11 protein-coding genes are annotated in these 15,434 nt (G+C 62.4%); 6 read left to right on the forward strand and 5 right to left on the reverse strand.

The window, feature by feature from the left end; all coding sequences use genetic code 11:
- Positions 1 to 99: 99 nt before the first annotated feature.
- Positions 100 to 2,853: a hybrid sensor histidine kinase/response regulator gene (locus P8H27_RS12810; RefSeq protein WP_289637959.1), complete on the forward strand. Its 2,754-nt coding sequence runs from the start codon at positions 100 to 102 to the stop codon at positions 2,851 to 2,853.
- Positions 2,854 to 3,054: 201 nt separating this feature from the next.
- Complete coding sequence (locus tag P8H27_RS12815; protein ID WP_289637960.1) at positions 3,055 to 3,294, forward strand: YheU family protein; 240 nt, start codon at positions 3,055 to 3,057, stop codon at positions 3,292 to 3,294.
- A gap of 16 nt (positions 3,295 to 3,310) precedes the next feature.
- On the opposite strand, the gene rlmKL is transcribed toward P8H27_RS12815, so the two are convergent.
- Positions 3,311 to 5,578, reverse strand: a complete 2,268-nt coding sequence (gene rlmKL / locus P8H27_RS12820; RefSeq protein WP_289637961.1) for a bifunctional 23S rRNA (guanine(2069)-N(7))-methyltransferase RlmK/23S rRNA (guanine(2445)-N(2))-methyltransferase RlmL — start codon at positions 5,576 to 5,578, stop codon at positions 3,311 to 3,313.
- A gap of 441 nt (positions 5,579 to 6,019) precedes the next feature.
- On the opposite strand from rlmKL, the gene rmf reads away from it, so the two are divergent.
- Positions 6,020 to 6,235: a ribosome modulation factor gene (rmf, locus tag P8H27_RS12825; protein ID WP_079201465.1), complete on the forward strand. Its 216-nt coding sequence runs from the start codon at positions 6,020 to 6,022 to the stop codon at positions 6,233 to 6,235.
- Positions 6,236 to 6,385: 150 nt separating this feature from the next.
- On the opposite strand, the gene P8H27_RS12830 is transcribed toward rmf, so the two are convergent.
- Together P8H27_RS12830 and P8H27_RS12835 are read right to left on the reverse strand one after the other, a co-directional pair.
- The gene (locus P8H27_RS12830; RefSeq protein WP_289637962.1) at positions 6,386 to 7,414 is read right to left on the reverse strand and encodes a quinone-dependent dihydroorotate dehydrogenase; all 1,029 of its coding nucleotides are present in this window, start codon (positions 7,412 to 7,414) and stop codon (positions 6,386 to 6,388) included.
- A gap of 351 nt (positions 7,415 to 7,765) precedes the next feature.
- The gene (locus tag P8H27_RS12835; protein ID WP_289638008.1) at positions 7,766 to 7,987 is read right to left on the reverse strand and encodes a DUF2835 family protein; all 222 of its coding nucleotides are present in this window, start codon (positions 7,985 to 7,987) and stop codon (positions 7,766 to 7,768) included.
- A gap of 150 nt (positions 7,988 to 8,137) precedes the next feature.
- Here P8H27_RS12835 and P8H27_RS12840 point away from each other — a divergent pair, with 150 nt between their 5' ends.
- The gene (locus tag P8H27_RS12840) at positions 8,138 to 9,028 is read left to right on the forward strand and encodes a DUF6685 family protein (protein WP_289637963.1); all 891 of its coding nucleotides are present in this window, start codon (positions 8,138 to 8,140) and stop codon (positions 9,026 to 9,028) included.
- 63 nt (positions 9,029 to 9,091) lie between these two features.
- Here P8H27_RS12840 and P8H27_RS12845 read toward each other — a convergent pair whose 3' ends face one another.
- The gene (locus P8H27_RS12845) at positions 9,092 to 9,487 is read right to left on the reverse strand and encodes a helix-turn-helix transcriptional regulator (RefSeq protein WP_289637964.1); all 396 of its coding nucleotides are present in this window, start codon (positions 9,485 to 9,487) and stop codon (positions 9,092 to 9,094) included.
- Between the two features lie 130 nt (positions 9,488 to 9,617).
- Here P8H27_RS12845 and P8H27_RS12850 point away from each other — a divergent pair, with 130 nt between their 5' ends.
- Entirely contained in the window at positions 9,618 to 9,839 is a 222-nt protein-coding gene (locus tag P8H27_RS12850; RefSeq protein WP_289637965.1) for a DNA-binding protein, read from the forward strand.
- Positions 9,836 to 10,111, forward strand: a complete 276-nt coding sequence (locus P8H27_RS12855; protein ID WP_289637966.1) for a hypothetical protein — start codon at positions 9,836 to 9,838, stop codon at positions 10,109 to 10,111. Before P8H27_RS12850 ends, P8H27_RS12855 begins: the two co-directional genes overlap by 4 nt.
- A gap of 182 nt (positions 10,112 to 10,293) precedes the next feature.
- On the opposite strand, the gene P8H27_RS12860 is transcribed toward P8H27_RS12855, so the two are convergent.
- Positions 10,294 to 15,156, reverse strand: a complete 4,863-nt coding sequence (locus P8H27_RS12860) for an NAD-glutamate dehydrogenase (RefSeq protein ID WP_289637967.1) — start codon at positions 15,154 to 15,156, stop codon at positions 10,294 to 10,296.
- Between the last annotated feature and the right edge of the window lie 278 nt (positions 15,157 to 15,434).

Consider the following 15,434-nt stretch of genomic DNA (forward strand, 5'->3'; position numbering starts at 1 on the left):
TGGAGCGCACGACGGCCAGGCCAGGCGAAATCGGCTGCCACGCGGCAGAGCCGAGCGCCGTGGTTTTCAACGGCCTGCTAACGATAATAAGGGGCGCGGATGCCGCGTATATGCCTGGTTGTGTTGTTGCTCTGGCTTTGCGGCCCGGCGTGGGCGTTGCCGTCCGCCGAACTGGACAAACAGGAGCTACGCCTGTCGCTCGGCCCCGCCATGGGCTACCTGGAAGACCCGGATGGCAGCCTGAGCCTCGAGCAGGTCAGCGCCCTGGACGACGAGCACTTCGCACGGATTCAGGGCGACCATGCCAACCGAGGCAAGAACAATTCGGTCTGGTGGTTCAAGGTGCGCCTGCGCAACAGCCTGACGCAGGATCTGGCCGGCTACCTGGAAGTCAATTACCCGCTGCTCGATCATATCCAGATCTACCTGAGCGGTAGCGACGGCCACTGGCTCACGCAGGAAAGCGGCGACCGCTATGCCTTCTCCCAGCGCCCGGTGCAGGTGCGCAACTTCTGGTTTCCGGTCAGCCTGTCCCCGGGCGACCACACCCTGCTGGTGCGCGTGGAGACCAGCAGCACGGTGTTCGTGCCGCTGTTCTTCAGCACCTACAATGCCAGCGCGGCCGCCCAGGAAAACCTCATGAGCATCAACGGCGCCTTCTACGGCGTGCTGTTCGCGATGTTCTGCTACAACCTGTTCCTGTTTATCACGCTGCGCGAGCCGGCCTATTTCTGGTACCTGGTCTACAGCCTGAACATCGGCCTGTTCAGCATCAGCTTCGACGGCATGCTGTTCAAACTGCTGCCGCACTACATCGAACTGCAGTCGGTCAGCATCTACATCCTGATGTTCTTCCACTGCCTGAGCGCCAGCCAGTTCAGCCGCCACTTCCTGCATACCCAACAGCACTTCCCGCGTCTCGACCTGGGCTTGCGCCTGTTCATGCTGGCCATGCTCGGCTGCCTGTTATCACTGCCGCTGATCGGCCTGCAGGCCTGGAACATCCTCGCCAGCCTGACCGTGCTGGCGGTCTCCCTGGTGTTGCTGCTCAGCGGCGCCTATATCTGGCGCCAGGGCTTGCGCTACGGCTCCTACTACATCCTCGCCTGGGGTATCTTGCTGGCTTCGTTCATCATTGCCACCGCGGGTTCGCTGGGGGTCGAATTGTTCGACCTGTATGGTGCCGCGGTGGTCAAGGTCGGCGTGACCATCGAGCTGATTACCCTCTCCATCGGCCTGGCCGACCGTATCAACATCCTCAAGGAAGAAGGCTTCCAGTCACGCCGCGCCGCCGAGCAGGCGGAGATCGAAAACCAGGCCAAGAGCCGCTTCCTGGCCATGATGAGCCACGAGATCCGCACCCCGCTCAATGGCGTGCTGGGCATGCTGCAACTGCTGCGCGAAAGCACCCTGGATCGCAGCCAGCGGTTCTATGTCGATACCATTTCCGGCTCCGGCAGTTCCTTGCTGGCGGTGATCAACGACATCCTCGATTACGCGCGGATCGAATCCGGCAAGCTCAGCCTGGAACATATCGACTTCGACCTCGAAGAACTGATCTCCAACACCCTCAGCCTGTTCATCGGGCAAGCGCAGGACAAACAACTGCGCCTCTACATCAGCCTGGACGCGGGCGTGCCGCGACACATGCGCGGCGACCCGACCCGGGTCAAGCAGGTGCTGATGAACCTGCTGAGCAACGCCCTGAAGTTCACCGACGCAGGCCATGTCGGCGTCAACGTCTGCCGCCGTAGCGACTCCCAGGGCAACGCGCACCTGCTGTTCTCGGTCAGCGACAGCGGCGTCGGCATCACCCCGCAGCATCGGGCTCGGCTATTCGAGTCCTTCTCCCAGGGCGACTCCAGCACCACCCGGCGTTATGGCGGCAGCGGTCTCGGTCTGGCAATCAGCAAGGAATTGGTAGAAATGATGGGCGGACGTATCGACGTACAGAGCACCCCCGGGCAAGGCACGCGCTTTGCCTTCGACATTCCCCTCAACGACCAAGCATGCGAGGCCGACGCTGTGCACCTGCTGTTCAAGGGTCGCACCGCCCTGCTCTGCTCGCTCGACGGCCCCGGCCTGGACGCCCTCAGCCGCCTGCTCAGACGCTGGGGCATGCGCACCGAGTGCTGTCAAAACCCGGACAAACTGCACAATTATCTGGAAGATTTTGCTGCCGCGCCGCTGCTGGTGCTGATGTCGCCCTGGCCCGGCAGTGCCAGCCACTGGCTGGACTCGCTACGGCCCTACCTGCAACCCGACCAGCGCATCTTACTGCTCTGCCCTGCGCAGCACTGCCAGCCACTGCCGCCCAGCACCAACCTGCGCCTGCTCAGCCTGGCGCTTCCACTCACGGTCAGCGCCCTGCGTGACGCCCTGACCGAACTCCATGCGGAGCGCCACGCCGAAGAGCCCGGCCTGCCGCGTGAAGCCCCCAGCGATCGGGCTGCAGTCCCGTGCATCCTGGTTGCCGAAGACAACCCGATCAACCAGATGGTGGTGCAAGGCTTCCTCAACAAACGTAACTACAAGGTGCGCCTGGTCAGCAATGGGCTGGCCGCAGTCAACGAATACCAGCGCAACCCCGCAGCGATACAGTTGATCCTGATGGACTGTGAAATGCCGATAATGGACGGCTTCGAAGCGACCGAAAAAATTCGCCTGCTGGAGCGCCAGCAAAACCTCGCGGCGGTGCCCATCATCGCCCTGACTGCGCACACCCTCGACGAACACCGCCAGCATGGCATCGAGGTCGGCATGGACGACTTTCTCGGCAAACCACTGGACAGCGCCCAGCTCTACAGCACCCTGGAGCTTTATCTACTCGAGCAGGCCGTACCAGACACATAACCCGTAGGGCGCACTCGCGCAGCAGTACGCCTGGACGCCGATCCGGCAGACTGTCGCTGCGCGCCGAACAGAACGCCGCCCGAACCGCCCTACGCCCTGCTTGAGATCGCAATGGCACACACAACCCGCCGGATGAACGGCGGACATGGCCAGCACGCCCACGGCGCGTTAGCATCGCCGCCGTGTTTTGGAGAAAAAACCGTGCTGATCCCCTCGTCCCTGCTCGAAGCCGATACCCTCACCCGCCTGATCGAAGATTTCGTCACCCGCGAAGGCACCGACAACGGCGATGAAACGCCGCTGCAAACCCGCGTGCAACGGGTGCGTCACGCCCTCGACAAGGGCCAAGCGGTGATCGTTTTCGATCCCGAAAGCCAACAGTGCCAGCTGGCCCTGAAACGCGATGTGCCCCAGGAGTGGCTGCAAGCGCTGGACGAATGACGGCCAACCCTGTCGATCAGCCTTGCGTCGTCAAGCGCCAGGCGCGGTGGATTTTCGGGTTACGGGTAAAATCCGGATCCAGGGTCGCGGCGCTGATTTCCTCCAGACCGTAACGTGCCGCCAGCCCCTCATCGAGCTGGAACTTGCGGAAGTTATTGGAGAAATACAACACGCCGCCCGGTGCCAGGCGGGCCATGGCCAGATCGAGCAACTGCACATGGTCGCGCTGGATATCGAACACGCCGTCCATGCGCTTGGAGTTGGAGAAGGTTGGCGGATCGATGAAGATCAGGTCGTATTCGCCGCGATCCTCCTCCAACCAGACCATTACATCGGCCTGCTCCAGCTTGTGCTTATCGGAGAAGCCATTGAGCGACAGATTGCGCCGCGCCCAGTCCAGGTAGGTCTTCGACAGGTCGACGCTGGTGCTGCTGCGCGCCCCGCCCTTGGCCGCATGCACGCTCGCCGTGGCGGTGTAGCAATACAGATTGAGGAAGCGCTTGCCGGCCGCCTCGCGCTGGATACGCAGGCGTAGCGGTCGATGGTCGAGGAACAGCCCGGTATCGAGATAGTCGGTGAGGTTGACCAGCAGCTTGACCCCGCCTTCGCTGACCTCCATGAACTGACCCTGGCTGCCCTGGCGCTGGTACTGCTTGGTGCCGCTCTGGCGCTCGCGGCGCTTGATCACCACCCGGCTCTTGTCGACGTTCAACGCCTGGGGAATCGCCGCCAAGGCGTCGAACAGACGGGCCTGGGCCTTCTCCGGATCAATCGACTTGGGCGCCGCGTATTCCTGCACATGCACCCAATCGTGGTACAGATCGATGGCCAGGGCGTACTCGGGCATGTCGGCATCGTAGACGCGGTAGCACTCGACACCCTCGCGCCTGGCCCACTTGCCCAGCTGCTTGAGGTTCTTCTGCAGGCGGTTGGCGAACATCTGCCCGCCTTCGCTCAGGCGCGCCTGCTCGACAACCGGCGCCGGCGCCGGTTTAAGCGGGTTGCCGTTCTTGTTGTACTGGCGCTCTAGCGGCTCCAGCACGGCCTTGTCGGCTTCGACCTGCTCGCGCTCACGCTCGCGTTGCTCCGGGGTGCGCCGCTCGCCGGTGACGAACTGCTCCGGCTGCACCTTGATCAGCAGCAACTTGCACGGCAAGGCGCCGTTCCAGAAGGCGTACTGTTTGTGGCTGCGAATGCCCATGCGCTTGCCCAGATCCGGCGCCCCGGTGAACACCGCGGCCTCCCAGCCCATGCACGCCTGGCGCAGACGCTCGCCGAGGTTCTGATAGAGGTACAGCAGGCTGGCTTCATCGCCCAGCCGCTCGCCATAGGGCGGGTTACAGATCACCAGGCCCTTCTGGTGCTGATCCGGGCGCGGTTCGAAGGTCGCCAACTCACCCTGGTAGACCTTGATCCAGTCGCTCAGCCCGGCGCGCTCGATATTGTTGCGCGCCGGCTGAATCAGCCGCGGATCGGCCTCATAACCGCGAATCCACAACGGCGGCTTGGCCAGCCCTGCAACCGCACGCTGCTCGGCTTCGGCGTGCAGCTTTTTCCACAAGGCCGGCACATGGCCCAGCCAATGGCTGAAGCCCCACAGCTCGCGCTTGAGGTTCGGCGCGATGTCGGCGGCGATCATGGCCGCTTCCACCAGAAAGGTGCCGACCCCGCACATCGGATCGGTCAGCGCCCCGCCCTCGGCGGCGATGCGCGGCCAGCCGGCACGCAGCAACACCGCAGCGGCAAGGTTTTCCTTCAGCGGCGCGGCGCCCTGCTGCAGGCGATAACCGCGCTGGTGCAGGCTATGCCCGGACAGGTCGAGGGAGAGAATCGCCTCACCGCGATCCAGGCGCAGGTGCACGCGCATGTCCGGATTGAGCTTGTCAATCGACGGCCGCGTACCGTCCTTCTGGCGCAACTTGTCGACGATGGCATCCTTAACCTTCAACGCACCGAAGTGGGTGTTGTCGATCCCCGAGCCATTGCCGCTGAACTCCACGGCCAGACTGCCGTTGGGCTCCAGGTGCTCGAACCAGTCGACCTCCAGCACGCCTTCGTACAGGCTTTCGGCATCCTGAATGGGAAAGCGCTTGAGCACCAGCAACACCCGGTTGGCCAGGCGCGACCACAGGCACAGGCGATAAGCCGTCTCCAGCTCGGCCACCCCCCGAATGGCAGACGTATGCTCGCGCGCCTCCTCGAGCCCCAGGTTACCGGCTTCTTCAAGCAGCAAGCCCTCCAGGCCTTTGGGACAGGTGAGAAAGAGTTCGTAACGATCCGACATGGGAATATCCAGTGCCTAAGGCAGTAAACGGCAGGCGAACGAGTCAACACGGCCAAAATAAGTGACAAAACGCCGCAAGGCGACCCTTCATCGGAATAGACAGAGCGTGCCACCGCGATTAATTCGCAGTGGCAAAACACCAGTACGCACGCTGCAAACGCCCGTACCATCGGTGGCGGCCAGAAGAAAGCCAATCTTTACCGCCTTGCCTTATGGCCTGATCGGTAAAAGTGTTACTTCCTTATGACAAAACGATCATTCCCAGGCATCCAAGCATTCGATAGAAATCTCCCTAGGCCTGCGTTGCAACGACGGAGGCACGAGGCAGAACCGCCACGCCGGCAGCGGACTTCTCCTCTGGCAGAACTCTTTCTGCCTGACCTCGCGACGAGGTCGTCGAGGTCTAAGGGACATAACAGTCAACATTGAGGGCAGCACCCTATGAGAAGACTTAAGCGCGATCCGTTAGAAAAAGCTTTTTTGCGCGGCTACCAATACGGCATCCATGGCAAATCCCGCGAAATGTGTCCTTTTACTCTTCCTTCCGTGCGTCAAGCCTGGTTAAACGGCTGGCGCGAAGGTCGCGGTGACAACTGGGACGGACTGACCGGCACCGCCGGTATCCATCGACTCAACGAACTCCACGCTGTCGGCTAACAGGCTACTCACTAACCCGAGGCAACTACCGACTTCACATGCACGCCCCATCCGGGCGGCGGGCGAGAGCCCAGGGGCTCCTTCAGGGAGCCCTTTTTATTGCCTGCGAGACCCAACGCGCTAACCATACCCGGCAACAGCCAATGCCGCTCAAGCCTTGCGCGGCAACCCGGCAATCGCATCCACCGCCTCGCGGATCAATTCAGGTCCCTTGTAAATAAACCCGGAATAAATCTGCACCAGGCTCGCCCCGGCGGCGATTTTCTCGCCGGCGTGCTTGCCTTCGGTGATGCCGCCTACCGCGATGATCGGCAAACGCCCGGCCAGTTCCGCAGCCAACACCTTGACGATATGGGTACTCTTGTCGCGCACCGGCGCCCCCGACAAACCGCCGGCCTCGTCGCCGAACTCCAGGCCCTGGACGCCTTCGCGGCCGAGGGTGGTATTGGTGGCAATCACCGCATCCATGCCGGCCTCCAGCAGCGCCTTGGCCACCTCGACGGTTTCCTCGTCGCTCATGTCCGGGGCGATCTTGATGGCCAGCGGCACGCGTTTGCCGTGCTGTCGAGTCAGGTCTTCCTGGCGCAGGCGCAAGGCTTCGAGCAGCTGCTTGAGCGAGTCGCCGAACTGCAGGCTGCGCAAGCCCGGGGTATTCGGCGAGCTGACGTTGACCGTCACGTAACTGGCGTGGGCATAGACCTTGTCCAGGCACAGCAGGTAATCGTCCACCGCGCGCTCGACCGGGGTATCGAAGTTCTTGCCGATATTGATGCCCAGCACGCCCTTGTACTTGGCCGCCTGCACCCTGCCCAACAAATGGTCGACGCCGAGGTTGTTGAAGCCCATGCGGTTGATGATTGCCTCGGCTTCCGGCAAACGAAACAGCCGCGGTTTGGGATTGCCCGGCTGCGCACGCGGAGTCACGGTGCCAATCTCGACGAAGCCGAAACCCAACTGAGCGATACCGTCGATGGCGTCGCCATTCTTGTCCAGGCCGGCGGCCAGACCGACCGGATTAGGGAACTCCAGCCCCATCACCTTGACCGGCAAACTCGTCGGCGCCTTGCACAGCAGGCCATTGAGACCTAAACGTCCGCCGGCACCAAGCAGATCGATGGTCAGCTCGTGGGAAGTTTCCGGGGAGAGTTTGAACAGTAGCTGGCGGGCCAGGGTATACATGGGCAGGCTTAGCTCGATAATGGCGAAGTCGGAAAGGCGGCGATTATACAGGCCGGGGGAACAGCTAGCGAGCGAAGGTCGAGCAAGCGCCCTGGCAGACGCCTGCCGCGAGCGTGCGCCAGGGCATAGCGGCCTGTACGGCTAGTTGATTAGCTCAAATTCGCCGGTTTAGTCTTATCTGTGGGAGGCCCGACCTCGGGGCGAAGTCGTTGTCCTGCAGCGCGACCCCACAACCTGGCAGCCCTGCGGGCTGCATTCGCCGCGGGGCGCGCCTCCTACAAGGCTCCGGACAGGCTTGAGTCCATGGGTAAACGGATTAATCGATCAGGCCGCTGGCAGGCTGGAAGCGCATCAATCCAGGCGGCGCAGGCTGATTAGTTGGCCCGCCGCGCTAAACTCCAGCGCAAAGGAACCGTAGAGGCCTGCGTGAGTCAAAAACGGCCGAAAATGATGGGCCGGCACGCTGACCCGTCTGCCGTCACGGCTCTGTACCAGAATCCGGTTGGCCCGCCCCTGATAAACCGCGCGCATGCGCTCGGTTGATAACGCAAGATCCAGTAGCAGACTGGCCATAGAGGCACCTTTGCTAATAAATACGGCAATCTTGCCACAAGCAACAGCCAAGCCCTGTGCTGACCCCGTCAATTTGACCGGCAAAGCCTGTGCAACCGCCCTGCGGCTCTGCCACACTTGCGCCAGTGTCTCTGGAGTTCGTATCCGGTCATGAGTCTGTTCGATCACCCCTCCCCCCTCAGTTCATGCCTTGCTGCCCTGATCCAGCGCCTGGGCCCCAGTGGCCGTGCGTCGCGCCTGATACTGGAGCGCGCCAGCCGCCTGCAGTTGCCCTTCCACGCCCTGCCCGCGACCCGTGACAGCATCTGCTGGCTGGAAGGCCCGCCACTGCAACGCCTGGTCGAGCTGCCGCGCGGCGCCCTCTCCGGGCCGGTGCAGGAAGACAAGGCCCAGGCCCGCGCCATCCTGATCCACGTCGTCGAACTGCAACAGCAACGTCTGGAGTCGTTCGACCTGCGCCTGATCGACGGGCTGAGCAACTGCGACCCCGAGCAGACCCCCTTCACCAGCTTCGAGGATTACGCCGCCAGCGCAGCCTGCCAGCGAATACGCATCATCAGCTACAAAGACTTCGTCAGAGCCATCAGCCAGGCCTTGCCCCGCTTCCTCGCCGGCGAATGCATCAGCCTGCGTCAAGCCAGCTGGCATGGCGATCGGGTGTTCTGGGCCGGCGAGCAACATAGCGAAGCCTTCGCCTGCGCCGTCGCCTATGCGCGCCGCCGCGAGCTGGAGATCGCCCTGCCCGCCGAGCTGTCCAGCTACCGCTTGAGCAACAGCGGTCTGACGCAACTGCAACAGCGCTATCACGTCCTCGCCATGCCCGGCGCGGCCTGGAGCGACCCTGCGTTCATGAGCCTGCTGCTGGATAACGGCCTGCCCTATGCCCGCCTGTCACTGCTGCGCACTGCCGGCGCGCCGGAATTTCTCCTGCTGCCCAAACACTCTGCCGAAGCCAGCGCCCTGGGTGAAGGCCTGCGCCTGGCCGGTGCGCCGGATGTGGTGCGCCACCTGCAGGGGCTGGCAGCGCGAAGCGCGGCGTAATCAACCGAGGCAAACGCGAAAGACCACCTGATTAGCGTTTGCCCCAACGCTATTGCGGCCGGCTTAGCTCGCGGCGTCGTCACTGTCCTGCAACTCATCCAGCACTGCCTGGTGGCGACTGCACCACTCCTCCAGGGAAATGCCGCTGCTCTTGAGCAACTCGGGATTGCATTTGACCAGATAAACCGCCGCCTTCTGCGCGGAGTCCGCCACCTTGAGCTCCAGCGGCTGTCGGTCGACCGGCCCTTCATAGGCAATCCAGCGACTGAACTCTTCGAACACACTGCAGACCTTCTCGAAGTCTTCGTCGTGCATCTTCTGCCAGCCGTTCTCTATGTTCTCCAAGCGCTTGGGTTTTATTCCGACGATTTCTGCGAAAGCTGGTCGACTCAACCCCATCAGCTCACGCAAGCCTCGGAGTCGCTCGCCAGCAGTAAACAGAAAACGCTTCTTCGTCATCGTTGATCCAGCCTTGACGGACAACTCGCACACCACTAAATTACTAACAGCTAGTAATTTAGCCCAAAACAAAAAAGACCGCCCGCAGGAACAGGCTGGTCGAGGAGGTCGTAATGGTGCAGGAAGCCGCATGAAAGTGGAAGAACTGACCCCCGACCTGTTCGCTGGCTGCCCCCGCTACCTGACCCAACAACGATTCGCCGAACTGGCGGGGTTGCAGGAACAAGAGAAGATGCTGATTCGCTGGTGCAACGAGGGGATTGTGCCTACTCGTCGCTTTGGCCGGCACCGTCTGATCGACATGCAGGCGCTGCTCCAGCGCCTGGATCCAACCCAGGAGACTCAAGGATGAAGCCCGTCTGCCTCTCACAAGTGTGCCTACATGCCGCCGACCTCGTGCGGGGCAAGGTTATTCAGCTACAGGCAGAAGAACGCGCCATCTTCGAGCCTTTCTGGGCGATTGGCTATTTGAACTTCAGGCCCAATGCACACACCACGGCCCTCACCCTCTGTTCCTGCCGCCACCCCGCGCTCTTTGAATTCTATTTCTACTACCGCTGGCTGCCCGACAATCTGCAGCATTTCAAGCTGCCGCAACGCGAGTGCCCACAGCAGCAGACATAGCTGCACGGCTCCGTGCGGGGCTCCGCCCATGTGATGGGGTCGCTGCGGTCAGGCGCCAACGCCCCCCGATTCCGGGGCGAATGATGAGCGAAAGCCCAACCCGAACAGCGACAGCCACTGCCGCAAGCCTCCTAGCAAAAAGCCCCGCACTAGGCGGGGCTCGGATTCGGCTCAGGCGCGACTCAGGGCACGCAGACCCCACGCTGGGCGCTTTGTGCCAGATCCATCAACTCGCGGTTGGCGACCGCATACATGGCGTAATCGCTGCCGGTTGCCGCACGCAACTCGCCGAGCATGGTTTTCCAGCGGTCGACCAGTCGACGATGCTGTTCCAACCAGACCACCACCCGCTCTTCGATCTCCACCGGCCCCTCGACCATCTGTAGCACCGACACGGTGATCGCCCGCTGCTGCCAGTCCAGATCGTCACGGAAGGACTCCCGCGCCAGGGCTTGCCAGTTGCTTTCCACGGTCAGACCGGTGATCTGCTGCAGGTACCAGGACAGCTCCAGCGACCCACCGACAGTGAAGTAGGACGCCGCAACCCGGGCCGGCTCTTGGGCGGTGACATCCGAGGCCTCGATGATCGGCAACAGGGTGTACAGATGACTGGTACCGGCCACCATACGCGCCAGCACCTCTGGCACACCGGCCTCGACATAGGCCTGGAAACGCGCCAGCCACTGTTCGCGCGCCGGGCCTTCGAGCAACTCGTCGAGGCTCATGGCCAGTGCTTCGATGCGCGGGGCGAAATGCGCGACATCGCGCGCCGCATCCAGCTCATTGCGGCGGCTACGCAGGAACCAACGGGTGGCGCGACGCCCCAGACGCATCAGCTCATCCATCATTTGCAGTTGCAGCTCGGCCGGCACCTGGTAGTCCAGTGCCTCGATCTGCTTCCACCAATGCGGCAGGCGGAACACATCGCGCACGATGACATAGGCCCCGGCGACGTTGGCCGAACTCATGCCGGTGGACTCCTTCAAGCGTTGCACGAAGGTGATGCCCATGTGGTTGACCAGGTCGTTGGCGATCTGCGTGCTGACAATCTCGCGCTTGAGGCGATGGCGGCGCATCTGCTCGCCGAACTTCTGCGCCAGCAGCGGCGGGAAGGCGGTTTCCATCTCGCGCGCCAGGTACTCATCGTCCGGCACCTGGGATTTGAGCAGCGACTCTTTCAGATCGATCTTGCTGTAGGAGATCAACACCGCCAGCTCCGGACGAGTCAGGCCCTGGCCTTTGGCGGCGCGCTCGTTGAGCTCGTCGTCGGACGGCAGGAACTCCAGGCCGCGATCCAGCTTGCCCGCCGCCTCCAGCCCAGCCATGACCCGTTTGTACTCGCCCAGACGCTCGCGCGCACGGCGTTCGGCCAGCGACAGCGCCTGGGTCTGCTTGTAGTTGTTGGCCAACACCAGACCGCCCACCGCATCGGTCATCTCGACCAGCAACTTGTTGCGCTGCTTGCCGGTCATGTCGCCGGCGGCGACGATCTCGTTGAGCAGGATCTTGATGTTCACCTCATGGTCGGAGCAGTCCACCCCGGCGGCGTTATCGATGAAATCGGTGAAGCTCGCCCCGCCATTGAGGCCGTACTCGACGCGACCCAGCTGGGTCATGCCGAGGTTGCCGCCCTCGCCCATGACTTTCGCCCGCAGCTCGCGACCGTCGACGCGCAACGCATCGTTGGCCTTGTCGCCGACATCGGCATGGCTTTCCTTGCTCGATTTGACGTAAGTACCGATGCCGCCGTTCCAGATCAGATCCACCGGCGCCTTGAGCAGCGCATTGAGCAGTTCGGTCGGCGCCAGTTTGTCGGCGCTGATATCGAAACGCTCTTGCATCTGCGGGCTGATGGCAATGCTCTTGGCGCTGCGCAGGAAGATCCCGCCCCCCGCCGAAATCAGCGAGGTGTCGTAATCGGCCCAGCTCGAGCGCGGCAGATCGAACAGACGTCGGCGCTCGACGAAGCTCGTGGCCGCATCCGGGTTGGGGTCGATGAAGATGTGCAGGTGGTTGAAGGCCGCGACCAGCTGCAGCTTGTCCGACAGCAGCAGACCGTTGCCGAACACGTCGCCGGCCATGTCGCCGATACCGATCACCGTGGTGCTGTCCTGCTGCACATTGATGCCGCGCTCGCGGAAGTGACGTTGCACCGAGACCCAGGCGCCCTTGGCGGTAATGCCCATGCCTTTGTGGTCATAACCGGCCGAACCGCCGGAGGCGAAGGCATCGCCCAGCCAGAAGCCATAGTCGGCGGCGATACCGTTGGCGATATCGGAGAAGGTCGCGGTGCCCTTGTCGGCGGCAACCACCAGATAGGGATCGTCCTGATCGTGGCGCACCACGTTGGCCGGCGGCACCACCGCACCTTCCTTGAGGTTGTCGGTGATGTCGAGCAGGCCGCTGATGAAGATCCGGTAGCAGGCGATGCCCTCGGCCATGATCTCGTCACGCGAGCCGCCCACCGGCATGCGTCGCGGCAGGAAGCCGCCCTTGGCGCCCATCGGCACGATGACGGCGTTCTTCACCTGCTGCGCCTTGACCAGGCCAAGCACTTCGGTGCGGAAGTCTTCTTCGCGATCCGACCAACGCAGGCCGCCGCGGGCGACATCGCCGAAGCGCAGGTGCACGCCTTCGACACGCGGCGAGTAGACGAATATCTCGAACTTGGGCGTCGGCTTGGGAATGTCCGGAATCGCCCGTGGGTTGAGCTTGAAGCTGAAGTAGGACTTGCTCTGCCCCGCGGCATCGGTCTGGTAGAAGTTGGTGCGCAGGGTGGCCTTGATCAGATCCAGGTAGCGCCGCAGGATGCGGTCTTCGTTGAGCACCGCCACATTGTCCAGCGCAGCCAGGATGGCCTGCTCCAGCTTGTGCTGCTTGCTCTCCAGGTCTTCGGCGCCGAGTTTGCGCGCCAGGTAGAAGCGGGTTCTGAACAGCCGCACCAATTCCTTGGCGATGTTGGCGTGGTTGACCAGGGTGCTGGCGATATAGCCGAGGCCGAAGCCCAGGCGAATCTGCTTCAAGTAACGCGCATAGGCGCGCAGCAACGCCACGTCACGCCAGGGCATGGCCGCCGTCAGCACCAGGCGGTTGAAGGCATCGTTCTCGGCGTTGCCGCCGACGATGTGGACGAAGGCATCCTGCAGGGTGTCGTTGAGCTGCTGGATGTCGACGTCCAGGCCTTCGGCGTAGGTGAAGGCGAAATCGTGGATCCAGAACTCGCGGCCATTCTGCTGGTGCAGGCGGTAAGGAAACTCGCCGAGCACGCGCAGGCCGAGGTTCTCCAGAATCGGCAGCACATCCGACAGCGGCAACGGCGTGTCGGCGTGGTACAGCTTGCAATGCAACTGCTGACCGGCCTGGGCCAAAGGCTGGTAGAAGCTCATCACCAGCGGCCGCTCGCTGCTCAGGCTGAGCAGGTGCTGCATGTCCACCACCGCCGAATGCGGGGCGAAACGCTCGCGGTAACCGGCCGGGAAACCACTGGGGAAGTCCGCCAGCACATTGGTGCCCTGGGCTTCGCCGAAGCTTTCCACCATCAGGCTGACGTAATCGTCCTTCCACGAACGGCAGGCCTGAATGACCTCCTTCTCCAGGCGCACCGGGTCGATCTGCACCTTGTTCTTCGGGTCGACGCGCAGGATGAACTGCACCCGCGCCAGCACCGACTCGGAGAAGAAGGTCCAGAACTCGCAATCGGTGGCTTGCAGACGCTCCATCAGCACCTGCTGGATTTTCATCCGTGTCTCGGTGGAATAGACGTCGCGCGGCACATAGACCAGGCAGTAGCAGAAACGCCCGTACGGGTCGCGGCGCAGGAACACGCGAATCTTGTTGCGTTCCTGGATCTGCACGATAGCCATGGCGGTATCGCACAGGTCGTCGACCGGGGTCTGGAACAGGTCGTCACGCGGCAGCACTTCCAATACCTGGGCCAGTTCCTTGCCCAGGTGCGCCTTGCTGTCGAAACCGGCACGTTGCTCGATCACCGCCACCTTGCGGCGGATGTAGGGGATGTTCCATACGCTCTCGGCGTACACCGCCGAGGTGTACAGACCCATGAAGCGGCATTCCTTGATCACCCGGCCTTCGCTGTCCAGCTCGCGTATCGACACCAGATCAGGATAGGCCGGACGGTGCACGCGGCTCGGCACCGCAGCCTTGGCGAAGGACAACAGCAGCGGCTCGCGCAGGTAGCCGAGCGCTTCCGCCTCGATGTTCAGATCCTCGCTCTTGAGGCCGCTGCGCAAGCGCTTGGACAGGCCAAGCAAAGACTGCTCGTCGTAGACGATGGTGCCGCCATCCGGCGCATCGACCACGCTGAATTCTTCGTAGCCGAGGAAGGTGAAATGGTCATCCAGCAACCAGCTCAGGAAAACCTTGATTTCCTCGACTTCGGCGGCCTCGACATTGAGTTTTGCGCTGCCCAGCCAAGCCAGCAGCTCCTGAGCCTTGGCCTTCATCGGTTGAAAATCGACGACGCTCAGGCGCACCTCGGCAAAGACTTCATGCAGGGCTTTTTCCAGGGTTCGCAGTTCGCCGGCGCTGGCACAACGGTCGATCTCGAGGAACATCAGCGCTTCCTGCAACACGCCCTCACCCTGAGTCCCCTTGGGCAGAATCTCCAGCAGCTCGCCCTGCTTGTTGCGGCGTACGCTGAACACGCTGTTCTGCAGGGTGTGGATGCTGTAACCGCGGCGATTCAGCTCCATACGTGCCGAGTCGACCAGGAAGGGGATATCGCTGCGCAGGATTTCCACGGCGCTATGGGTCGACTGCCAGCCGTGCTTCTCGTAATCGGGATTGAAGGCGCGAATTTCAGTCTTGCCATGATCGAAGCGCTGCAACAGGCGCCAGGATGACAGGGTGCAGCCGACCAGGTCGGAAAGCCGGCGCTGGGTCAGTTCGTCAAGCGCGATAATGCCGAAGAATTGCTCGGCGAACAGCGCGACTTGTGGCAATGCTTGTTCACTGACGTGCTGCGCCAGGGCCGCTTGCAGTTGATGCTGGAAGTCGGCTTTGCTGGCCGCCGTAAAGAACGCCATGGTTGAGCTCCAATTGGCTTGTGATTCGACAGGGGCAGTCGCGAGTCTTGACTGACGCAACAACGTTAGCCCAAGGAACAATATTTGCATTTAAAATGCGTGCCCTTGTTCTGGCGACGGTAACGACTCGCTGGTCACATTTGCCGCATGAGCTTAACGAGGGAACCCCTTGCCGCGCTTGCCGCGCTGCGACATTTTCTTTCACCCCTGATACCCGACCAGACAAAACCCCGCCACAAGCATGTGCCAGACACGAGGCTGTCGCTTTCCGAGCAGAT

This window comes from Pseudomonas sp. sp1636 (assembly GCF_030376615.1).
Taxonomy (GTDB): domain Bacteria; phylum Pseudomonadota; class Gammaproteobacteria; order Pseudomonadales; family Pseudomonadaceae; genus Aquipseudomonas.